Source organism: Kribbella sp. NPDC006257 (assembly GCF_040613535.1).
Taxonomy (GTDB): Bacteria; Actinomycetota; Actinomycetes; order Propionibacteriales; family Kribbellaceae; genus Kribbella.
On record NZ_JBEXSJ010000006.1, the window covers coordinates 123898 to 144903 of the forward strand.

Here is a 21006-nt window from a genome sequence, read left to right on the forward strand (position 1 = left end):
TAGTCGTCGTGTGGCCGTGATCCCCGCCGCTGCAGAGACATCGGCCCGATCCCTTCGTCTGAACCAGACCCCCTGGATCTTCCAGACCGATCTTCAGAAAACCTTCAACTCGCTCAACAGCCCGGTACGCCGATCGCCGGGCCGCGGGTGAACTCCAGCCGCACCGCGTCGTTCCGAGGCAACAGGACGGCTGTTCCCCGGGACTGGGTCCATGCCGTGGGCAACAACAGGTACTGGTCATCCGACTGCAGCACCAGCGTCAATCCGTCGTACCGGAAGCGGTAGAGCGGGTCGGTGCCTCCACAGCGCGTCTCGGTAACACCAGGCGCATGCAGGTTCAGCCCACCTGTGCTGTAGACGACAGCGCCGGGGTATCCCGGCATCTCTGCCACGAACTGCTCGGCCCGGGATCGCCCGACTGCCGACGAATAGTCGGTCGCCGCCCAGAACAAGCAGATACCGACCACCACGAATACCCCGGCCCACTCAACGACTCGCCGCAGGTCGAGGACGTCGGCCGAGGCCGGCGGCCGGCTGAGATGCACGCGGTACGACAGCAGCAGTACGCCGCAGGCCAGACCGAGTGGCGCCGCAAGCTCGATCCGATCACGGAGCGGCTCGACGAAGACCGAGAGCAGGCCGAGGCCACCCAGTACCGCGCCCGCGATCAGGCAGATGAGTGGCAGCCTGGCGGACGCCTTACCGCGCAGCAGGGGACGGACCCACAGCACCAGTAGCAGCAGGAAAGCACAGACGATCAGCGGTACGAACAGGCCGTCCACTGCGAGCCGGAGATAGTCAGCGGTACTCAAACCCAGCACCGTCGTGTCCACGCCCAGGTAGTCGTAGAACCAGTAGCCCCGTTGCCAGCCGAAGTAGAAGAGCAGGGCGGTCAGCAAGGTGGTCGGTGCGACGATGCCACCAACCACCTTCCCCAGTTGCGGGAGCCCAACGGCGAAAGAGACCGAAGGGGCTTGACTCATGACTCCTCGCAGGGCTTCGTCCCCGCCACGATGATCACCGTCTTGCCGCGCTTGACCGTCTTGCCCTGAGCCGGCTCGGTCTTGACGAACTGACAGGTCTGGAACCCGTCGTCCTTGTGGACCACCTTCACCTTCACGCAGAGCTCTCCGCCACACTGCCGACGGATCTCCGACTCCAGGAAGGCCTGCATCCCGTCCAGCGGTTGCCCCTGGTCGAGATCGCGAGTGGAGATCTTGATCGGCGCACCGGTCGCTTTGCCGTCCTTGTCCTGCGGTGCGCCTGCTCCGCCGGCGCTCGGCGTCTTGTGCTTGCCACAGCCGCTCAGCAGCATCAGTAGTACGGCCGCGATCGCGATGACTCGTCTGTGCTTCATACCCCGGGCCCCCAGCCTCTCTGACGTCCTCATCACCGATGGTGATCAGGAAGCTTCAGAAACCCTTAAATCCGGGCCGGGGCTGCAGGGTCAGAAGGCGGGCTCGACCTCTGGTCCAGTCATCCGCTCGACGCCGTACGCCGTGTGTCGTCAGCGGGTGGGGCAGGCTGGGGTGTCGTTCTCCATCGAGCGGAGGGTGAGCAGGACGTCGAGGGTCTTGCTGACCGGGTTGGCGCTGCAGGGGGTGGTGGACGGGAGGGCTGCCTGGGCGCCGACCACCGCGGCACCGCCGAGCGCGATCGTGGCCAGGCCGGCGGCCGCCAGTCGCGCGGCGTTGCGGCGGAGGGAGGTGCTCATGGTGTGCTCCTTATGGTCCGTTTGTCCTGTACTACGAACCTAGAAGTCGGCAGCCTCGGGCGAACTGGCCTTGGGACCCGTCTTGGGGGTAGCGCTAGCACTACCCCCGGATACTCTCTGCCCACAACGACCCGGGAGGCACCGATGACACGAGCAGACAGCGAGGCGTATCGAAGTCGTATCCGAGGATGCCTCCTCGGCGGCGCGATCGGGGACGCGCTCGGAGGGCCGATCGAGTTCGACAGCGGAGAGAAGATCGTCGCCGCGCATCCGGGCGGGCTGCGGGAATTCGTTGCCGGCGGCCCCGGTTGGCCGCCGGGGACGGTCACCGACGACACCCAGATGACGTTGTTCACGGTCGAGGGGCTGATACGGGCCGGCGTACGGACCGATCGTGGGAACGGGTTCACGATGGCGGTCGTGCACCACGCCTACGACCGGTGGCTGGACACTCAGCGGCTGCCTGGTCCCAGCGGCGAGCGGGACGGCTGGTTGCAGAAAGAGCAATGGCTCTACGCTCGCCGGGCGCCTGGCAACACCTGCCTGTCGGCGCTCTACCTGGCCCGCAAAGGCACGGACCGGATCGGCCAGTTCGGCGACCAGGCGAGGAACCACTCGAAGGGCTGCGGTGGGGTGATGCGGTCCGCGCCGTTCGGTCTGCTGCCCACGACCTCGTTCGACGCGGCCTGGGCGTTCGACGCCGCCGCGGAGGCCGCCGGCTTCACCCACGGGCATCCGACCGGCAAGCTCGCTTCGGGCGCACTCGCCGCGATCATTCATCAGCTCTGCGCGGGCGCTGAGCTCAACGCAGCCCTGGACACGGCCGGAGAGTTGCTCACCGGGTATCCGGACCACGAAGAAACCAGTACTGCGCTCGCTGCCGCGCGTCGGCCGGCTACTGATCCGCCGAAGGTCGAGCAGCTCGGCGGTGGCTGGATCGCCGAGGAAGCGCTCGCGATCGGGGTGTACGCCGCGCTGGCGTATCCCGAGCCCGAGCAGTTCCTCGACGCCCTCTCGCTGGCGGTGGTGCATTCCGGTGACAGCGATTCGACCGGTGCGATCTGCGGCAACATCCTCGGCGCCCTGCACGGAGAGGCCGCGCTGCCGGCCGAGCTCGCGTCCACGGTCGAAGGCCGCGCCACGATCCTGCAATTGGCCGACGACCTGGCGCTGGAGTTCACCAAGGTCTCTCCCGACGGTTACCCGCTACCGATCGACTGGACCTACCGCTACCCCGGCTGGTGAGACTCAGTTCTTCGGCTCCATGCAGGTCCAGGTGATGGTGCCGGAGATGGAGCCGGTGCCGTTGGTGTCGCCGCCGCCGGTGTGGACGAGCTTGTTGAGGGTGTACTTGCCGGAGCCGTTCGGCTGGAGTTCGAGCATGCCGGTGGTGTTGCTGTTGCGCGCCTCGTACGCGACGTCGTCGATCCGGATCGAACCGGTCGCCGGGTAGTCGACGATGCCGGACCTGGCCGGCGGCCAGGCGGTGTCGAACTGGGCCTCGATCAGGTGGCTGCCGATCACCTTGCTGAGGTGTTTCAGCCCGACCTGCTTCGACTTCAGGATGCTCGCGCCGTACTCCGCGCAGGTGGAATCCGGCAGCCCCGGATCGTCCACTCCCGCGAACGCCCAGTTCGAACCCTTGAGCGTCGTGGATCCCTTGAAGTCGAAGGTGAGGCAGATCGCCAGCGACGACTGCGGGATGCACGCGGCGGGCAACCCGCCTGCGCCCGGCGTACCAGATTCACCGGGAGTGTCGTTGCTACCCGGCGTACCGGTCGGCGTCCCCGGCGTCTCCGAATCGTCGGGCGTGATCGGCGTCTCCGGATCGCCGAGGATGATCGGCGTACCGGTCGGGCCTGGAGTCCCCTGTGCTCCAGGCGTCGGCGCCACCGCGTCCTTCGAATCGCCGCAGGCCGCGACGGCAGCCAGCAACCCGAGCGACAGACCGGCTGCCACCAACCGCCTCATCGTGCTTCCTCCCCGCATCATGGTTTCTCTTTCTGTGCGATCGCCCATGGTCAGCTGGCCGGGCCTTCGACCTTGAGGTCCAGGTCCGGACAGTGCGCCGGGAGCCACTTGTTGAACGTCTGGATCGCGGTCGCGAACTTGGTGATCTGGGCCTGGTCGCTCTCATCGACCTGCCCGCTCGAGACGAGCCGGTAGCCCGTGGCGATATCCGTCATGGCCGGCTTGATGTCCGCGGGCGCCTTCGCAGCCAGGTTGTCGAACGACTTCGCGATGATCTCCCGCTCGTTGCCCGCTTCGGAGCCGGCCGACTGCCACTTGGCGAAGGTGTCGCCGCTGTGTTCGAGCACCGAGCAGTAATCGCTGCTCCCACCGTTGTCAGCCGGTGGCGTCGACTCGTCGTCGGTCGGTACATCGTCCGACTTCACCGGCTGCGTCGGCTGGGAGGGCTGCGTGGGCTGGGTGCCGTTGGCAACAGGCCCGTTCGCGGCCGGGCTGTCCGAGCAGCCCGTCAGGGTCAGTGCGGCACCGGCCAGTACGACGGTCAGCGCGCAATGGGCGCGAAGAATTCTCATGGGTTCTCCCCCGACAAGAGTGGAATCCCGGATCACCGGGTGCGTACGACAACCATCCCGGGCACGCATCTCACGGAAGTCTCACCGGCATCTCTTCGCCCACGTCACCCTAGATAAAGGTGCTCCAGCGGTCCGCCCATCAGGACGCCGACCACGGCGCCGACGAGCATGAACGGCCCGAACGGGAACATCTGCCGGCGCTTGAGCACCCTCGCCGCCATCAGCACGACGCCGATCACCGCGCCGAGGAAGAATCCGCCGTACAGGCCGGTGACGACCTGCGCCCAGCCGAGCCAGCCGAGCGCCATGCTGAGCAGCCCCGACAGCCGGACGTCACCGAAGCCGACGCCGCTCGGGACCACGAACCACAACAGGTAGAACACGCCGAACCCGATCACCCCGGCGATTACGGCCCGCAGCAGCGAGCCCCACTCCCCTGAGACGGCTGCTCCGGCAATCAGCGCGGCGCCGACCACGCCGTACGTCGGCCAGATGATCGCCGACGGGAGAAAGCGGGTCCGGGCATCGATGTACCCGAGGATCGCGCCCGCGACGGCGAGCAGCAACCAGGCGACCAGGCCGGCCGACGTACCAAGGCTCCAGCCGAGCAGTCCGCCGGCGATCGCTGCCGACCCACCACACCAGTACGCCGCCCCGCGCCCCGCGATTTCGGCGTACGACGGCTTGGTCTTCTCGTCGTCGTCCAGCTCAGGCTCCGGGATCCACCGCATCAGCCAGGGGCCGAGCAGGAACGCCGCAGGTCCGCAGAGCACCACGCCCGCACCTGCGGCAAGCACCACGTTCTCTGCCGACACGAGCAAGCAGCCTAGACGATCGGCGACCCCCCAGGCGCCTCCGATCCACCCAGCCTGTGGATCAACTGCCCGAACTCATCAGCGAGGTGAACGTCCTACCAGGGTTCGGGCGATGAGGGCTGCGAGGAGGCCGAGGAGGAGCAGGCCTGCGAAGACGACGGCGATGGTGCTGAGGAGGCCGTCGTTCTCGGTGATGTAGGTGGTTCGCTGGAAGGCGTCGTCGGTCGGCGCCCGGGTGAATCCGAAGTCGTTGGTGATCCGCGACGGGTCGGTGTAGGTGACCGAGTACGCGGTCAGGAAGTTCGACGAACCGGTCAGCTCCGGCCGATCCGTGACCCTCCCGGCGTACAGGAGTTCCGGCTGGACGGCCGGATCGGGCAGCTGGGAGGCGTCCACACGATGCTCCGAGGCGACGTAGACGGTGACCGTCTGCTCGCTCGTCGCGCCCTTGCTCAGCCGCATCGGGTAGACGATCCGCGACGACGCGAAGCTCAGCTGCAGCGGCGGGGTCGCGCCGGAGAGCTGCCCGGTCGCGGACTTCGGCGCCAGCTTGACCGCGACGATCTCCCACTTCTCGATCAGGTACGGCGTGAGGTTGGTGCCCAGCGTCGCCGGTACGACGTACCCGTTGGTCCGCAGCCAATCGGTCACCGCGGAAGCGCTCGTCCCACCGAGCCGGACGACCTGGAACGGCCCGAGCGTCATCTGCTGCCGGACGTCCACCGCTGAACCAGGAGGAGGCGCACCCGCGGAGGCGCCGTCCCTGCTCCCGAGACCGCGGAACGGCCAGTAGGTCTTGCGGAGGACGACCTTCGGCGCGGTCACCGTCTCGAGGTGGTAGAACGTGTCCTGGTCGCCGAGACTCACCTCGGCCGCGGACGGCACCGGCATGATCCAAGCGGCCTTCTTCGAAACACCCTGCACCGCCATCGACAGCACGATCTCCTCGCGCTGACCGTCGAACCGGACCAGCGCGTTCTCCCCGAACACACGAGCGCGCGACGCCGCATCCGCCAGGTAGCCACCGCAGGCACAAGCCCAGGCGGGTGTCACCCCCACAACCACAGCGGCAAACCCGAGCACACCCGCAACCAACCGCCACAGCTTCATGGCGGAACAGTAACTACGTAAGGGTGTAGGACGTCCGGAAAAAGTTGGTCGAGTCGTACTTCTTCTTGGCGGCCCGGAGGCGCGACAGGTGAGCGCCGTAGTACGAGTTGACCGAGCGGCCGGCTTCGAGATAGTTCACGTAACCGCCGGCCGACGCCTTGGCGACCGCGTGATGTCCGGACGTGATGAACTTCTGCGCCGCGGCGAGCTGTGCCGACGACGGGTGCGCCGCGGTCCCGCAGTACCACTGGATGACGCCGAGCGCGGATCGCCACGGCCACGCCGTACCGCCCGAGGGCTCCTTCGCGGCCTGGGCACCGAGCGGGTCGAGGATCGCGGCCGCCGGTACCTTCGCCCGGGCCGCCGCCTTCACCGCACCGAGCAGCCCGTTGATCGTCCCCGCGTCCATCGGCCCGCGCAGTACGTCGGAACCCGCCAGGAACCCGGTGCGCGGACTCGTCGTACCACCGCCGAGGTAGCGAACGGCCTCCATGTGCGTCTTCACCGTGATCGACCGGGTGGTCGCCTTCGATCCGACGAACGACTCCACCTGCGCAGCGGCGGCCGCAGCGGAACCGGTGGTGGAGATCCCGAGAATATGGATCGACAAGGTTCCGTTGCTCTGGGCATCGATATGCAGATTGCCCCAGGACGATGACGGCGCCTCGTGCGCGAACCGCTGCCAGCCCCGTACGACGGCAGCCGCCTTCGCCTCCGGCCAGGTGAGCCGGAAGAACCCGAGCTTGGTCGCCGGGATCGTCGCCAGCCGGAACGACGTGACGATCCCGAGGTTGCCGCCGCCACCGCCGCGCAGCGCCCAGTACAGCTCGGGATCCTGCGTCGCGCTGACGTTCCGGAACACCCCGTCGGCGGTGACGACCTGCATCGACACCACCCTGTCGAGCGTCAGCCCGTAGGTCCGGGTGTGGATCCCCATCCCGCCGCCGAGCGTCAGCCCGGCGATGCCGACGGTCGGGCAGGTCCCGGTCGGCAACGAGCGGCCGTACTTATCGAGCAGCACGTGGACGTCGTACAGCTTCGCCCCGGCGCCGACCGTGACGATGTTGTTCGCGTAGCTGATCCCGCGCGCGGAGCCGACGTCGACGACGAGCCCGTTCGAGACCGTGGAGCCGCCGACGTACGAGTGCCCGCCGCCCTTCGGAACGCAGACCAGCTTGTTCTTCCGGGCGAACAGCACCGACTCGCGCACGTCGTCGATCGTCGAGATGCGGACCACACCGGCCGGCTGGATCGAATCGAACCGCGGGTTGAAGACTTGGTGCGCGGTCGCGTAGCCGGTCTCACCCGGGCGGTAGAGCTTGCCGGTCAGGCCCTTGCGGAAGCCGTTCCAGTCCGGCGCGGCCGCGGTCAGCCCGTCCGGTCCGGCGCTGGCCGGTTTGGTGTCGGAACAGCTGGTCAGGGCGACGGCGGCCAGCGCACCGCCGGCCTTCAGAAGTGTGCGGCGGTCAACTTGGCTCACGTTCGTCGAGCTCCTCACGCGCGGCGGCCCTCATGGCCGCCAGCGGTGCAGGCGACCTACCGGTCATCATCTCCACCTGGAGGGTCGCCTGATGCACAAGGAGATCAAGGCCGTTCAACAGCTCTGTACCGATCCGGTGCGCGGCGATCGCCAGCTGGGTCGGCCACGGGTGGTACGCGACGTCGAAGACCACCGGCGCGACGGCCGCGAAGTGCTCGGCCCACGGGTCGACGGCACCGCCGGGCAGGGTCGACACGCACAGGTCGAACCCACCGATCTGCTCGACCTGCCCGAAGTCCGCGACCGACGTCTTCAACCCTAGCTCGGCCGCGAGATCGAGCAACCGCGCTGCCTTCGAAATGTCCCGCACGACCAGCGTCACCTCGGACACCCGGAGTCCGCGCAACGCGGCCAACGTCGACGCCGCGGTCGCCCCACCACCAAGCACTACAGCTGTGTCGGCAACCGTGATCCCCTGCTCGGCAAAGGCAGCAACAAGACCCGGTACGTCGGTGTTGTGGGCGGACCGCGATCCGTCGGGCTCGAACAGCATCGTGTTCGCCGCACCGATCAACTCCGCCACCGGGTCGACGGTGTCCACCAGCTCCAGCGCGACCCGCTTCAGCGGCATCGTCAGCGAGAGCCCACGCACGTCGTCACCAAGGGTCGCGAGGAATCCCCGGAGCTCGTCCTCGCCGACCTCATGAGACTCGTAGGTCCAGTCGAGTCCGAGTTCGGCGTACGCGGCCCGATGCATCGCCGGCGACAACGAGTGCGCGATCGGCGACCCCAGCACCGCACAACGAGTCATCAGCAGCGACCCTGGTGGGCCGAACACCACGCTTGGAGTTTGCGCACGTTGGCGTTGTGCTCCGAGAGGGTGGACGCGAACGCGGTCTCGCCGGTGTCCAGGTTGACCAGCGTGAAGTACTTCCAGCCGCCTGGCGTCGGGTTCAGCGCGGCCTTCAGCAGATCGCGGCCGGGCGAGTTGATCGGCGTCGGCGGCAGCCCGGTGTGCTTGTAGGTGTTGTACGCCGAATCGATCTGCCGGTCGGCGTCGGAGGTGAAGACCTTGCCGTTCCGCCCGGTCACGTAGTGCACAGTCGAGTCCATCTGCAGCCGGGCGCCGTCGTGGAGCCGGTTGTAGATGACCCGGGCGACCTTCCCGTAGTCCTCCTCGCGGTTGGTCTCCGCGCCGATGATGCTGGCGATGATCACCACCTGGTACGGATCGACCTTTTTGCGCTGCGCGATCTGCGGCAACTGGATCTCCTGCGAGGTGCGCGCGAACTGAGCCGTCATCAGCCTCAGGATCGTGTACGCCGTCGCGTTCTTCGGTGCATCGTACGTGCCCGGGTAGAGGAAGCCCTCCGGGTTGTTGTTCGCGTACGACGGCAGCCCGAGCGACCACGGCTTCGCCATCGCGGCCGCGACCGAACCCGGCGGCAGCTTGACCGCCTTCGCCTTCTGCAGGATGTCGATGATCTCGTTCTTGGTCCGGCCGGGCGGGAACCCGACCCGGGTCACCAGCACCGACTTGGCCGGGTCGAGCAGCAGCTCCAGCGCTGCCTTCGCCGACATGTGTTTCTTCAGCGTGTACGTCGCGGCCTGGATCTGGCGGGACTTCGGATTGTCCCGGGCGGCCCGCTCGAAGGCGCGGGCGCTCTTCACCACTTCCTTCTTCTCCAGCGTGTCCGCGATCGACTGCGAACTCTGCCCGGAGGTGATCTCGACCGTCACCGCGGTGGTCCCGGCGCCCTCGTAGTCGGGGGCCGAGAACATCTTCTCCAGGGCGTCGCGGCCCTTGCCGAAGCCGAACGCGAGGCCACCGATCAGCCCACCGACCACCAGCAACGAGACGATCCCGGCGAAGCAGCCGAAGCCACGACGGGTCCGGGCCTTGCGCCGGTTCGCCCGCCGCTCGACCCGGCTCTCCGGGCGCAGGCCCAGATGGTCGTTCAGGTCCGGGTCTTCGTTGAGGTCTTGGTCCACCATCGGTCCGTTCACAGGGGCCTCCCAGGCGGGTTGCCGGTCTCGCGCTCGAAGTCGAGCGCGTGTTGCAGAATCACGACCGCCGCGGCCTGGTCGACCACGGCCCGCCGCTTGGAGCCCTTCTTCCCGCGTTCCCGCAGCTGCTGTTCAGCGGTCACCGTACTGAACCGCTCGTCCACCAGCCGTACGCCGGGAGTCTCCCCCACTGTTCGGGTCAGGACATTCTGCCGGACCAGTTCCGCCGTCGCACGGATCTTCGCCGCGGCCGGCCCCTCGCCCCCGGACAACGACCGGGGCAGGCCGATCACGATCTCGAACGCCTCGAGTTCGGTGACCAGCGCGGTGATCCGGTCCAGGTCGCCCGGACCCCGCTTGACCGTCTCCACCGGGGTGGCGAGGATGCCGTGCGGATCGGAGCTGGCCACCCCGATCCGCGCGTCACCGATGTCCAGTGCGACCCGCACCCCCCGGCGCATGTCAGCCCGTGACGAGCTGGCCGACGGAATGTTCGACCGCGGCCAGCGCCTGGTCGGCACCGCTCGCGTCCGTCCCGCCACCCTGCGCGACGTCGTCCTTGCCGCCGCCACGGCCACCCAGCTGCTCGGCCGCGACCCGGACCAGGTCGCCGGCCTTCAGCCGCCACTCGCGCGCGACGTCGTTCAGCGCGACCACGACGGCCGGCTTGCCGTCGTTGACGCTGAGCAGCGCGACCACGGCCGGCTTGTCGGCGGGCATCCGGCCGCGGACGTCGAGGGCCAGCTTGCGCAGGTCCCCACCGTTCACGCCGTCGGGTGCGCGGTGACCGACGTACGCGACCCCGAAGACGTCCTTCGGCTTCGACGCCAGCTCGGCACCGGCGGCCAGCACCTGGCCGGCCCGGACCTTCTCCAGCTCCTTCTCGGCGACCCGCAGCCGCTCGGCCAGGTCCGCCACCTTCGCCGGCAGCTCCTCCGGCCGGGTCTTCAGGTTCTCCGACAACAGCCGGACCAGCGCGCGCTCGCGACCCAGGTAATGCAGGGCCTCCATGCCGACGAACGCCTCGAGCCGGCGCACCCCGGCGCCGACCGACGACTCGCTCGTCACGGTCAGCGCACCGACCTGCGAGGAGTGCTTCACGTGCGTGCCACCACAGAGCTCACGCGACCAGGGTCCACCGATCTCCACGACGCGGACCTGCTCGTCGTACGTCTCGCCGAACAGCGCCAGCGCACCCCACTCCCGGGCCTCCGGCAGGGTCATGTACTGCGCGGAGACGGCGAGGTCCTGCCGTACGGCGAGGTTCGCGACCTCCTCGATCTCGCTCCGGGTCGCCTGGTCCAGTGCCGACGACCAGGCGAAGTCGAGCCGCAGGTAACCGGGCTTGTTGTACGAACCGCTCTGCAGCGCGTTCGGGCCGAGCACCTGGCGCAGGGCAGCGTGGATGACGTGCGTGCCCGAGTGCGCCTGGCAGGCCGAGACCCGCCACTCGTGGTCGACCTGCGCGTGCACGTCGAGCCCTGGCCGGAGGACGCCCTCGACGACCTCGACCTTGTGCACGATCAGGCCCTTGACCGGACGCTGGACGTCGAGCACCTTCAGCTGCACGCCGTCGGCCACGATCAGGCCCTCGTCGGCGATCTGGCCGCCGGACTCGGCGTAGAACGGGGTCTTCTCCAGCACGACCTCGACGGTCTCGCCCTGCTCGGCCGCGTCGGCCACCACACCGTCGCGCAGCAGCCCGCGGACCGACGAGTCGGTCGAGAGCTCCTGGTAGCCGGTGAACTCGGTGACGCCCTTCTCCCGCAGTTCGCGGTAGCCGGAGGTGTCCGCGTGGCCGGCCTTCTTGGCCCGGGCATCCGCCTTCGCGCGATCGCGCTGTTCCTTCATCAGGGCGCGGAAGCCGTCGGTGTCCACCTGCAGGCCCTGCTCGGCGGCCATCTCGATGGTCAGGTCGATCGGGAACCCGTAGGTGTCGTGCAGCTGGAACGCCTGCGCACCGGCCAGCTGGGCGCTGCCTTCGGACTTCAGGTTCTTCACCTGCAGGTCGAAGATGCTCGTACCCGCGGTGAGCGTACGCCGGAAGGCATCCTCCTCGCCGTACGCGACCTGGCTGATCCGGCCGAAGTCGGCGACCAGTTCGGGGTACGACTTCTTCATCTGCTCCAGGCTGACCGGGAGCAGCTCGACCAGGCTCGGGTCCTCGTAGCCGAGCAGCCGGACCGAACGGATCGCGCGGCGCAGCAGGCGCCGCAGTACGTAACCGCCCTGCTCGTTGCCCGGGGTGACGCCGTCGCCGATCAGCATCAGCGCGCTGCGGACGTGGTCGGCGATGACCCGGAAGCGCACGTCGTCGACCTGGTCCACACCGTACTTGCGGCCGGTCAGCTCCGACGCCCGCTCGATCACCGGGTAGATCTCGTCGATCTCGTACATGTTGTCGACGCCCTGCAGCAGATACGCGACCCGCTCCAGGCCGAGGCCGGTGTCGATGTTCTTCTTCGGCAGCTCACCGAGGATCGGGTAGCCCTCCTTGCCGCCGCCCTCGCCGCGGATGTTCTGCATGAACACGAGGTTCCAGAACTCCAGGTAGCGGTCGCCCGCCTCCCAGTCGCGGTCGGCGCCGAACTCCGGGCCGCGGTCGATCAGGATCTCCGAACACGGGCCGCACGGACCCGGGATCCCCATCGACCAGAAGTTGTCCTTCATCCCGAGCCGGACGATCCGGTCGTCGGGCAGCCCGGCGACCCGCTTCCAGATGTCGATCGCCTCGTCGTCCTCGTAGTACACCGAGGCGTAGAGCACCGACTCGTCGAAGCCGTAGCCGCCTTCGCTCTGCGGCTTGGTGACCAGCTCCCAGGCGTACTGGACGGCTTGTTCCTTGAAGTAGTCGCCGAAGGAGAAGTTGCCGTTCATCTGGAAGAACGTGCCGTGCCGGGTGGTCTTGCCGACCTCCTCGATGTCGAGGGTCCGGACACACTTCTGCACGCTGGTGGCGCGCGGGTACGGCGGGGTCTGCTGGCCCACGAAGTACGGGACGAACTGGGCCATCCCGGCGACGTTGAAGAGCAGGTTCGGGTCCGGGGACGGCAGCGGCGCGCTCGGTACTACGGTGTGGCCCCGCTCCTCGAAGAAGTCGAGGAAGCGCCGCCTGATCTCACTGGTTTCCATGGGTGTTACCGGTAGTCCTCACGCTGAGTGTCTGCATTTTCGATACCTAGTGCGTCCCGCAACTCGGTCTCCCGCTCGGCCATCCCGACCCGGACCTCGTCCCCGAAGTGCCGGATCGCGGCAGCCACCTTCTCCGCCGACTGCTGCAGGCTCTCCGGCGCGATCGCCTGGACCCGCTTCTTCAGCCGGGTCACCACGTAGACACCCACGACGGTGCCGATCACGAACCACAGGATCCGCTTCACCGCTTCTTCGCCTTGCGCTCGGCCTTCATCTCATCCTTCACCCGGCGGGAGACGTCCTTGCGCTGACTCTCACCCAGCGCACGCCGTACGCCGTACGTGAAAGCGGCCGCCTTGACCAGCGGGCCACCGGCGGTCGCCGCAAACAAAGACGTGAGAGCGGCCGCGTTGGTTGTCACGGTGCTCGCGTTGTCGGTGATCACGTCCACCTTCGCCAGCTGGGCGTTCGTGGTGGCCACGGTGTTGGTCACCTCACCGAGCAGCGGCACGCTGGAATCCGAGACGCCCTTGACCATGATCCGGGTCTCGTCCAGCACCTTGCCGAGCTTCAGGATCGGGTAGGCCAGCAGGCCGACCAGGATGAGCAGCGCACAGGCAGCTATCAGCCCCGCGACTTCACCGACGCTCATGGGAAACGATCCACCTTCCGTTGACACCTCGTGGACCGCCCGACTTTATCGCGCGCTCCCGGCCGCTCCCCCACTGGACACCATCCCCCACATCACAGTCACTCACCAAACTCCCCCAACCCCTTGGCAGTCACGCACGAACCGCCTCCTACGATGACGGCAGAAGCGACCGCTCCCCTGCGAACAAATCTTGAGGGCGCCATCCCGACTCGGAGTGCCCGAGTAGGGCTCTCCGCAGCTCACCCCATGGATTTCGCACCCGGCGTACCGCCGGACATGAGGTGTCCGCCTGACGTCCTCTGCCCCACGCTCCCCGCTGAACCGGCAAACCCCCTCCCCCCGCGCACCTCATGTCCATCGGTACGCCCGTCGGGAGCCGGGAGCGGGTTCTCCCTGAGATCCGGGTCAGTCGAAGGTGATCGGCGGGCCGGGGAACGACATCACCGCGTCCGCGGCGAAGCGGGTCGCGAAGGTGTCCCAGTCGCCGGTCGCGACCGCCTGGTTGAATGCCTCGACGTGAGCCTTGGCCGGGTCCGTCAGCGGTCCTTGAGGATCTTGCGGATACCGGCCAGGCGATCGGCGTACGTCGCCTCGCCGCCGCGCCGGGTGGGCTTGTAGTACTCCGCGTCGTCGACGACGTCGGGAGCGTACTGCTGCGGGACGACGCCGCGCGGGTCGTTGTGCGAGTACTGGTAGGTGGCGCCGTGGCCGATCTTTTTCGCGCCGGCGTAGTGGGCGTCGCGCAGGTGGGCCGGGACCGGGCCGACCTTGCCGGCCTTCACGTCGGCGATGGCGGCGTCGATCGCCATGATCACCGCGTTCGACTTCGGTGCCAGGGCGAGCGCGACGACGGCCTGGGCGAGGTTGATCCGGGCTTCCGGCATACCGATCAACTGGACCGCCTCGGCGGCTGCGATCGCGACACCGAGCGCGGTCGGGTCACCCATGCCGATGTCTTCACTGGCCGAGATCACCAGCCGGCGGGCGATGAACCGCGGGTCCTCACCGGCCTCGACCATCCGCGCCAGGTAGTGCATCGCGGCATCGACATCGGACCCGCGGATCGACTTGATCAACGCGGACGCCACGTCGTAGTGCTGATCCCCCGCCCGGTCATACCGCACCGCAGCCCGATCAACCGCCGTCTCCAACGTCTTCAAATCAATAAACGCCTTGGCACCTTCAGCGCTTTCATCGCTTGTTGCTTTGGCCTTCGCGCCGCCGGCGGCTGCTTCGAGGTAGGTGAGGGCGCGGCGGGCGTCTCCGCCGGCCATGCGGAGGAGGTGGTCCTTGGCGTCGGGGGCCAGTTCGTACTCGTTGTTCAGGCCGCGTTCGTCGGTGAGGGCGCGGTCGATGAGTACTGCGATGTCTTCGTCCGTCAGCGACTCGAGGGTCAGGAGGAGCGAGCGGGACAGGAGTGGGGAGATGACGGAGAAGAACGGATTCTCGGTGGTCGCGGCGACGAGGGTGACCCAGCGGTTCTCCACGCCCGGCAGCAGCGCGTCCTGCTGGGCCTTGGTGAAGCGGTGCACCTCGTCGATGAACAGCACGGTCTCGACGGTGTTGCCCGGGCGCGACAGATCCCGGCGAGCTCCGTCGATCACCTGCCGAACGTCCTTCACCCCGGCGGTGACTGCCGACAGCTCAACGAATTTCCGATTGGTCGCGTGCGAGACGACTGCGGCGATCGTGGTCTTGCCGGTCCCGGGCGGGCCCCAGAGCAGCAACGACATCGGCTGGTCACCCTCGACCAACCGCCGCAGCGGCGAACCGGGTGCCAGCAGATGCTGCTGCCCGACCAGCTCGTCCAGACTCCGCGGCCGCATCCGGACCGCCAGCGGAGCCGCCGTGTGGTCGACATCCGCCAGACTCCCGCCACCCCTGGCAGGCGCGGGACTTCCAGGCAGATCAAACAGACCATCACTCACCCGACGAGCCTACAGACGCCCACAGACAAAACAGAAAGACCCAAGCGAACGAAGGCGGAGCACTGGGCAGCCGGACTCGGGGGTGGGGACACCTCGTCGGGAGTGGACACCCGTCACGCGCTGTCCGAAGTCCCGGCACGGTGTCCGGACCCCCGGTTCTGGTCACCTCGGCAACCGGACTCGGGGGTGGGGACAGCTAGTGGGGGGTGGGGAGGGCGGGGGTGAAGGGTGAGCTTGTACTGACGTATGGGTGGGTTTTTTCGGGATCTGGCATCGAAGCGGTAACGGCTCACCAAGCGGTAAGCGTCGAGTAAGGGACGCTGGGTAACTTGAAAGGTATGGTCCGCCCCACTGACCCGCCCTTGACCGACCCTGCCGACCGGCCCGCCACGTACCGCGAAGTTTTCGCGGTCGCCGAGTTCCGGTGGCTGTGGGCGGCGTTGCTGGGTTCGGTGATCGGCGACCAGCTCGCCCGCGTGGCACTCGCCATTCTCGTCTTCGACCGCACCGGCTCGGCCGGGCTGTCCGCACTGACCTATGCACTGACATTCCTGCCGGACATCGCCGGCGGCCCGCTGCTGTCCGGTCTGGCCGACCGCTACCCCCGTCGACAGGTGATGGTGACCTGCGACGCGGCCCGCGCAGTACTAGTGGCCTTGCTGGCGATCCCAGGCGCGCCCCTTTGGATCCTCTGCGTCCTGCTGGTCGCAGTACAACTGCTCTCGGCGCCTTTCCAGTCGGCCCGGTCGGCGATGCTGGCGACGATCATGACCGGCGACAAGTACAAAGCAGCCACCGGCCTTTCGACTGTCACTTCCCAGAGCGCCCAGCTGATCGGATTCGTCACCGGTGGAACGCTGGTCGCGACCCTCGGCACGAGCGAGGCGCTGCTTCTCAACGCGGTCTCCTTCGCGTTGTCGGCGGTCCTGCTGCAATTCGGCGTCCAGGAACGTCCGGTGCCCGCGCACACCGATGCGGCGGTCAAACCGAGCTGGTGGGGATCGCTGGCGGCCGGAGCGAGGCTCGTCTGGCGGGACAAGAAGCTGCGGTACCTGGCGGCCCTGGCCTGCGTGCCGGGCTTCTACATCACCATCGAAGGACTTGCCGCTCCGTACGCCGCGGCGCTCGGTGAAGGTTCGTTGGCAGTCGGCGTGCTCTTCGCGGCCAACCCGGCCGGCCAGGTGGTCGGGATCCTGCTGTTCTCCCGCGCGAGCCCGTCCCGGCGGCTGTCGTTGATGGGACGGCTCGCGATCATGTCGTGCGCTCCACTGATCTTCTGTGTCTTCGAGCCCGGCCTCTGGGTGACCGTGGCGCTCTGGGCGTTGTCAGGGGTGGCGGCGTCGTACCTGGTCACCACGCAGGCGACCTTCGTACAGGACGTTCCTGACGCGCAGCGGGGTCAGGCCATCGGCCTGGCCCGCACTGCGCTGATCGTCTCGCAGGGAATAGGGGTCCTGGTCGCCGGGGCGGCGGCGGACCACTGGCGGCCGGCTCTGGTGGTCGCGGCCGCGGGTGTTCTGGGAGTCGCCTTCGCGGCCGGTGCCGCCCGTGGCTACCAACGCGCGTAATGTGTTGGTGGGTGGGGTGAGGCTACGGCGAGGCGAAGAAAAAGAATCACCACTCGTTGTTCCGCATCTCGACGCACCTCCTTCCCGGAGCTGGATCGCCGGACGCATTTCTGCTCGGCGCAGTGACAATGGGTGATATCACGTTTACGCTGATCGTGAGGAAAATTGTGAGGTTGGGGGCACGTTAATGCCGAGTATCCGCCATTGGAGACGAAAGCGCAGACGCCGCCGCGAGAGCGATGGCGGATCCGCTTGGACACCGACACGCTGGGCGCTGTGGTCAGCACCCTCCGTCGTCGTCGGCTACGTGCTGGCCGTTGATCTGCTCGCCCTGGGCGTACTGGCGGCCTCGTTCATCGGGGTCGACATCGCCGGTGGCGACTGGGTCCGGTTCGCCGTGCTGGCGGTCGGCTCGGCGATCCACATCGAGGCCGGCCGGGAGATCGAGCGACTCCGCCGGAGCGCGGCCGAAGGTACGCCGTACGTCAATCTCAAGGGGATGTGGACCTTCGCCGGGGTGCTGGTGCTGCCGCCACCGCTGGCGGTCGCGATCATCGCGCTGAGTTTCCTGCACTCCTGGTGGCGGCTCCGCCGGATCTCGCCGTACCGCAGCGTCTTCTCCGCGGCCACCGTCGTGCTGGCGGCCGGCGCCGCAGCCGTCTGCCTGAACGCGATCAACCCGGATGCCCATCCCAGCTACACCGGTGGCCTGGTCGGCCTGATCGCGGTGGTCGCCGCGGCGACGGCGTACTGGTTCGTCAACTACGCGCTGGTCGTCGGCGCGATCATGCTCTCCACCCCGGACAGCCCCGCCCGCAAGGTGCTCGGCCGGCTCTCGGACCAGTTCATCGTTGCCGGTGCCCTCGGGCTCGGGATCGCGACCGCGGCCCTGCTGCTCGACCAGCCCTGGCTGACCGTCACGTTGCTGATCACCGTGCTCGGCCTGCACCGTTCGCTGCTCGTCGGGCAGTTCCAGTTCGCGGCCCGCACCGACCCGCAGACCGGGCTGACGAACACCGTATTCTGGCACGAGATCGCCACCAAGGAGCTCGAGCGCGCCATGCACGACCACACAGCGCTCGGCGTGCTCTACCTGGACCTCGATCACTTCAAGGCCATCAACGACACCTACGGCCACCCGGCCGGCGACCAGATCCTCAAGGCGATCGCGGCCGAGCTGAAGCGCGAGATCCGGACCGACGACCTGGTCGGCCGGCTCGGCGGTGAGGAGTTCGCGATCCTGCTGCCGAAGACCAGCGTGGACGAGACCGCGCAGGCGGCCGAGCGGATCCGGCGCCGGATCGCTGCCCTCTCGATCAACGTCGCCACCCACACCGGCCAGACCACCGTGGACGGGCTGACCTGCTCGATCGGCGCCGCGACCTACCCGGCCTCGGGACAGAGCCTCGACGCCCTTCTGCTGGCCGCCGACTCCGCGACGTACGCCGCCAAGAACGCCGGCCGCAACCGGGTCGTCACTGCCCCCGCGGCAGCCGCCTGACAAAACCGGTCCAGCAAAGAATGAGGCCCCGGAGTCAAACCTCCGGGGCCTCATTCTTTACCGATTCTTTTCAGTCTTTGTCGTCGGCCTTCTTGGTGTCCGGCGTTTCCTCGTCGTCATCGGACTCCCGAAGTTCTTCCGGCAAATCGTCCAGGTCGCGGAGTTCTTCGGGCAGCTCGTCCTCGTCGAATTCCTCCGGCAGGATCTCCTCGGCCTGCGCACCCGAACCCGGCTTGATCGCATTCCGCAGCCGGCCGAGGATCCGGTCCGCCTCGGTGCCGAACGGGTTGTCGTTGACCAGGTAGGTCCAGGTCGCCGTCGGCCGCGGTACGCCGGACGCCTCCTCGTCGAACCCGTCCGCGGTGATCTCGGCTTCCTTGAAGGTCTCCGCCGCTTCCTTCCAGGCGTCCGCGATCAGCGGGTCGAAGGACGCGATCGCCGACTTGTTGAACTCGTCGATCGGCTTCATGTGCACGATGCCGCCGGCCAGCGAGCGCAGGTGGATGCCTTCGCGCAGGTCGGCCAGGTAGGCGAGGTGATCGGTCCACTTGCGGTCCAGGTGGTGCAGCGCGATCCGCCGGGCCGCGTCCTTGACGGTGTCCTCGTCGAGTTCCTCGACCAGCTCGTCGTACCGTTCCTTCGCCAGCTCGGCGAGCTTCTCGGCGGCGAGGTCCTCGGTGAGCACCTTCTCGCGGGTGTCGAGCAGGATGGCTCGCTGCTGCCCGGTCAGCCGGTGGTAGGACCACGTCGTACGGTGCAGTTCCGCGTTCGCGCCGTCGGCCACCCGCTGCGAGTGCTCGAGCATCGCGATCGCCTTGCGGTCGGTCAGCCGGCCGTTCTCGTCCGGCTGCGGCCGCAGCCCGCTGGTGACGGAGTACCGGGTGACGAGTTCGTCGCCGAGGCTGGCGAAGAACAGCGAGCCACCCGGGTCGCCCTGCCGGCCGGCCCGGCCACGCAGCTGGTCGTCGAGCCGCTGGGAGGCGTGCAGGCCGGTGCCGATCACGTACAGCCCACCGAGTTCGGCCGCGCGGTCCTTGTCGTGCGAACCGTCCCGCCCGCCCAGCCGGATGTCCGTACCGCGGCCGGCCATCTGCGTCGAGACCGTGACAGTGTCCGGTACGCCGGCCTCGGCGACGATCGCGGCTTCCTCGGCGTCGTTCTTGGCGTTCAGTACGACGTGCGGCACCTCAGCGGCTTCGAGCTGGTCGCTGAGCTGCTCGGATTCCTCGACGCTGTGCGTCCCGATCAGGATCGGCCGCCCGGTCTCGTGGATCTCCTTGATGTGCTCGACCAGCGCCTTGTTCTTCTGCTCGACGGTCAGGTAGAGCCGGTCCGGCTCGTCGATCCGGATGTTCGGCTTGTTCGGCGGCACGACGGCCACCTCGACGTTGTAGAACTCCTGGAGCTGCTCGCCGACGACGACCGCCGTACCGGTCATGCCGCACAGCGTCGGGTAGCTGCTGACCAGCGCCTGCACGGTGATGCTGTCGAGCACCTCACCGGAGTCGCTGACGGGGACGGCTTCCTTGGCCTCCACAGCCGCCTGCAGGCCGTCAGGCCAGCGCTGTAGCTTGGCGATCCGGCCGCGGCTGTTGTTGATCAGGCTGACCTTGCCGTCGCGGACCAGGTAATCGACGTCCTTGCGCAGCAGCACCTCGGCGTGCAGGGCGACGTTGATCTGGGTCAGCCGGTCGAGGTTCTCGTCCTCGTACAGGTTGATGTCGCCGAACGACTTCTCGACCTTGTCCGTGCCCTTGTCGGTCAGCGCGACCGTCCGGCCGTCACCGTCGATCTCGTAGTCGACCCCGGCGCGCAGCGTGCGGACCAGCGCCACCACGTCGTCGTCGAGCTCCTCGGTCCGGGTCGCACCGGCCAGCACCAGCGGCACCCGGGCCTCGTCGATCAGCACCGAGTCGGCCTCGTCGACCAGGGCCACGTCGGGCTTCACGGTGACCCGGTCGGCGACGTCGGTGACGAGGCGGTCCCGCAGTACGTCGAAGCCCAGCTCGCTGACCGGCGCGTAGCAGACGTCCGCCTGGTACGCCGTACGCCGCTCCTCCGGGGTCGACGCCTGACCGATGTGGCTGACCGTGACGCCGAGCAGGGCGTAGATCGGGCCCATCCACTCCGAGTCGCGCTGAGCCAGGTAGTCGTTGACCGCCATCACCTGGACGCGCCGGCCGCCGACCGCATATCCGGCGGCCGCGAAGGCACCGGCCAGCGTCTTGCCCTCACCGGTGGCCATCTCGACGATCCGGCCGCGCAGTAGCGCGAGCGCGCCGACGATCTGGCCGTCGAAGGCCCGCTCGCCGATCGCCCGCTTGCCGGCCTCCCGGGCCAGCGCGAGGAACTCGATCAGGTCGTCCTCGTCCAGCCCACCGGTCGTCCGCATCTCGGTGACGACCTCGGTGAGCTCTTCGTCGGACAGGGACTGGACCGACTCCTCCGCCTCGGCGACCAACTGGGTCAGCCGCTCGTACGGGCCGAGGTCGATCGAGCCGGGGCGCTGCAGGAGCCGGCGGAAGCGCGAGGTGATTTTCGTCAGTGCCATGGTCT

At 68.1% G+C, this 21006-nt stretch carries 19 protein-coding genes; 3 read left to right on the forward strand and 16 right to left on the reverse strand.

The features are described from left to right. Positions 1-113 precede the first annotated feature (113 nt). From ABZ004_RS09845 to ABZ004_RS09855, 3 genes are all read right to left on the reverse strand, one after another. Entirely contained in the window at positions 114-983 is an 870-nt protein-coding gene (locus ABZ004_RS09845; RefSeq protein ID WP_355679397.1) for a hypothetical protein, read from the reverse strand. Further along, entirely contained in the window at positions 980-1357 is a 378-nt protein-coding gene (locus ABZ004_RS09850) for a hypothetical protein (protein WP_355679398.1), read from the reverse strand. The genes ABZ004_RS09845 and ABZ004_RS09850 overlap by 4 nt, the downstream gene beginning before the upstream one ends. Positions 1358-1507: 150 nt before the next feature. Then, entirely contained in the window at positions 1508-1714 is a 207-nt protein-coding gene (locus ABZ004_RS09855) for a hypothetical protein (RefSeq protein ID WP_355679399.1), read from the reverse strand. A 144-nt stretch (positions 1715-1858) separates the two neighbouring features. Between ABZ004_RS09855 and ABZ004_RS09860 the strand changes: the two genes are divergently transcribed. Continuing rightward, the gene (locus ABZ004_RS09860) at positions 1859-2959 is read left to right on the forward strand and encodes an ADP-ribosylglycohydrolase family protein (RefSeq protein ID WP_355679400.1); all 1101 of its coding nucleotides are present in this window, start codon (positions 1859-1861) and stop codon (positions 2957-2959) included. 3 nt (positions 2960-2962) lie between these two features. On the opposite strand, the gene ABZ004_RS09865 is transcribed toward ABZ004_RS09860, so the two are convergent. From ABZ004_RS09865 to ABZ004_RS09920, 12 genes are all read right to left on the reverse strand, one after another. Continuing rightward, a complete protein-coding gene (locus tag ABZ004_RS09865; protein ID WP_355679401.1) occupies positions 2963-3685 on the reverse strand; it encodes a hypothetical protein in 723 nt (240 codons plus the stop codon). A gap of 50 nt (positions 3686-3735) precedes the next feature. After that, on the reverse strand, positions 3736-4257 hold the full coding sequence (locus tag ABZ004_RS09870; protein ID WP_355679402.1) for a hypothetical protein: 522 nt from the start codon (positions 4255-4257) through the stop codon (positions 3736-3738). Positions 4258-4361: 104 nt separating this feature from the next. Further along, entirely contained in the window at positions 4362-5072 is a 711-nt protein-coding gene (locus tag ABZ004_RS09875) for an A24 family peptidase (protein WP_355679403.1), read from the reverse strand. Between the two features lie 78 nt (positions 5073-5150). Beyond that, positions 5151-6182 (reverse strand): DUF2330 domain-containing protein, encoded by a 1032-nt coding sequence (locus ABZ004_RS09880; protein WP_355679404.1) that lies wholly within the window; start codon positions 6180-6182, stop codon positions 5151-5153. A 13-nt stretch (positions 6183-6195) separates the two neighbouring features. Continuing rightward, positions 6196-7662, reverse strand: a complete 1467-nt coding sequence (locus ABZ004_RS09885) for an FAD-binding oxidoreductase (protein ID WP_355679405.1) — start codon at positions 7660-7662, stop codon at positions 6196-6198. After that, positions 7649-8473, reverse strand: coding sequence for a shikimate dehydrogenase (locus tag ABZ004_RS09890; protein WP_355679406.1), 825 nt, complete (start codon positions 8471-8473; stop codon positions 7649-7651). Before ABZ004_RS09890 ends, ABZ004_RS09885 begins: the two co-directional genes overlap by 14 nt. After that, positions 8473-9669: an endolytic transglycosylase MltG gene (gene mltG, locus ABZ004_RS09895; RefSeq protein ID WP_355679407.1), complete on the reverse strand. Its 1197-nt coding sequence runs from the start codon at positions 9667-9669 to the stop codon at positions 8473-8475. Before mltG ends, ABZ004_RS09890 begins: the two co-directional genes overlap by 1 nt. Further along, positions 9666-10130 carry a Holliday junction resolvase RuvX gene (ruvX, locus tag ABZ004_RS09900; RefSeq protein WP_355679408.1) on the reverse strand — a complete coding sequence of 155 codons (465 nt, stop codon included), beginning with the start codon at positions 10128-10130 and terminating at the stop codon, positions 9666-9668. The genes mltG and ruvX overlap by 4 nt, the downstream gene beginning before the upstream one ends. A 1-nt stretch (position 10131) precedes the next feature. Continuing rightward, positions 10132-12801 (reverse strand): alanine--tRNA ligase, encoded by a 2670-nt coding sequence (alaS, locus tag ABZ004_RS09905; protein ID WP_355679409.1) that lies wholly within the window; start codon positions 12799-12801, stop codon positions 10132-10134. Positions 12802-12806: 5 nt separating this feature from the next. Then, positions 12807-13046, reverse strand: coding sequence for a DUF6167 family protein (locus tag ABZ004_RS09910; protein ID WP_355679410.1), 240 nt, complete (start codon positions 13044-13046; stop codon positions 12807-12809). Continuing rightward, positions 13043-13453 (reverse strand): DUF948 domain-containing protein, encoded by a 411-nt coding sequence (locus ABZ004_RS09915; RefSeq protein ID WP_355679411.1) that lies wholly within the window; start codon positions 13451-13453, stop codon positions 13043-13045. The genes ABZ004_RS09910 and ABZ004_RS09915 overlap by 4 nt, the downstream gene beginning before the upstream one ends. 536 nt (positions 13454-13989) lie before the next feature. Beyond that, complete coding sequence (locus ABZ004_RS09920; RefSeq protein ID WP_355679412.1) at positions 13990-15381, reverse strand: replication-associated recombination protein A; 1392 nt, start codon at positions 15379-15381, stop codon at positions 13990-13992. 338 nt (positions 15382-15719) lie between these two features. Between ABZ004_RS09920 and ABZ004_RS09925 the strand changes: the two genes are divergently transcribed. Together ABZ004_RS09925 and ABZ004_RS09930 are read left to right on the forward strand one after the other, a co-directional pair. Beyond that, positions 15720-16949: an MFS transporter gene (locus ABZ004_RS09925; RefSeq protein ID WP_355679413.1), complete on the forward strand. Its 1230-nt coding sequence runs from the start codon at positions 15720-15722 to the stop codon at positions 16947-16949. Between the two features lie 307 nt (positions 16950-17256). After that, a complete protein-coding gene (locus ABZ004_RS09930; protein ID WP_355679414.1) occupies positions 17257-18450 on the forward strand; it encodes a GGDEF domain-containing protein in 1194 nt (397 codons plus the stop codon). 70 nt (positions 18451-18520) lie between these two features. Here the strand turns inward: ABZ004_RS09930 and secA2 are convergent, their stop codons facing one another. Continuing rightward, positions 18521-21001 (reverse strand): accessory Sec system translocase SecA2, encoded by a 2481-nt coding sequence (gene secA2 / locus ABZ004_RS09935; protein ID WP_355679415.1) that lies wholly within the window; start codon positions 20999-21001, stop codon positions 18521-18523. Positions 21002-21006 lie beyond the last annotated feature (5 nt).

What these genes read in the sequence shown, in the direction of transcription:
- ruvX (WP_355679408.1), bottom strand. Translation starts at nt 10,130, where the DNA reads ATGCGCCGGGGGGTGCGGGTCGCACTGGACATCGGTGACGCGCGGATC.
- ABZ004_RS09870 (WP_355679402.1), bottom strand. Translation starts at nt 4,257, where the DNA reads ATGAGAATTCTTCGCGCCCATTGCGCGCTGACCGTCGTACTGGCCGGT.
- ABZ004_RS09860 (WP_355679400.1), top strand. Translation starts at nt 1,859, where the DNA reads ATGACACGAGCAGACAGCGAGGCGTATCGAAGTCGTATCCGAGGATGC.
- ABZ004_RS09880 (WP_355679404.1), bottom strand. Translation starts at nt 6,182, where the DNA reads ATGAAGCTGTGGCGGTTGGTTGCGGGTGTGCTCGGGTTTGCCGCTGTG.
- secA2 (WP_355679415.1), bottom strand. Translation starts at nt 21,001, where the DNA reads ATGGCACTGACGAAAATCACCTCGCGCTTCCGCCGGCTCCTGCAGCGC.
- ABZ004_RS09915 (WP_355679411.1), bottom strand. Translation starts at nt 13,453, where the DNA reads ATGAGCGTCGGTGAAGTCGCGGGGCTGATAGCTGCCTGTGCGCTGCTC.
- ABZ004_RS09855 (WP_355679399.1), bottom strand. Translation starts at nt 1,714, where the DNA reads ATGAGCACCTCCCTCCGCCGCAACGCCGCGCGACTGGCGGCCGCCGGC.
- alaS (WP_355679409.1), bottom strand. Translation starts at nt 12,801, where the DNA reads ATGGAAACCAGTGAGATCAGGCGGCGCTTCCTCGACTTCTTCGAGGAG.
- ABZ004_RS09890 (WP_355679406.1), bottom strand. Translation starts at nt 8,473, where the DNA reads ATGACTCGTTGTGCGGTGCTGGGGTCGCCGATCGCGCACTCGTTGTCG.
- ABZ004_RS09865 (WP_355679401.1), bottom strand. Translation starts at nt 3,685, where the DNA reads ATGAGGCGGTTGGTGGCAGCCGGTCTGTCGCTCGGGTTGCTGGCTGCC.
- ABZ004_RS09845 (WP_355679397.1), bottom strand. Translation starts at nt 983, where the DNA reads ATGAGTCAAGCCCCTTCGGTCTCTTTCGCCGTTGGGCTCCCGCAACTG.
- ABZ004_RS09850 (WP_355679398.1), bottom strand. Translation starts at nt 1,357, where the DNA reads ATGAAGCACAGACGAGTCATCGCGATCGCGGCCGTACTACTGATGCTG.
- ABZ004_RS09925 (WP_355679413.1), top strand. Translation starts at nt 15,720, where the DNA reads ATGGTCCGCCCCACTGACCCGCCCTTGACCGACCCTGCCGACCGGCCC.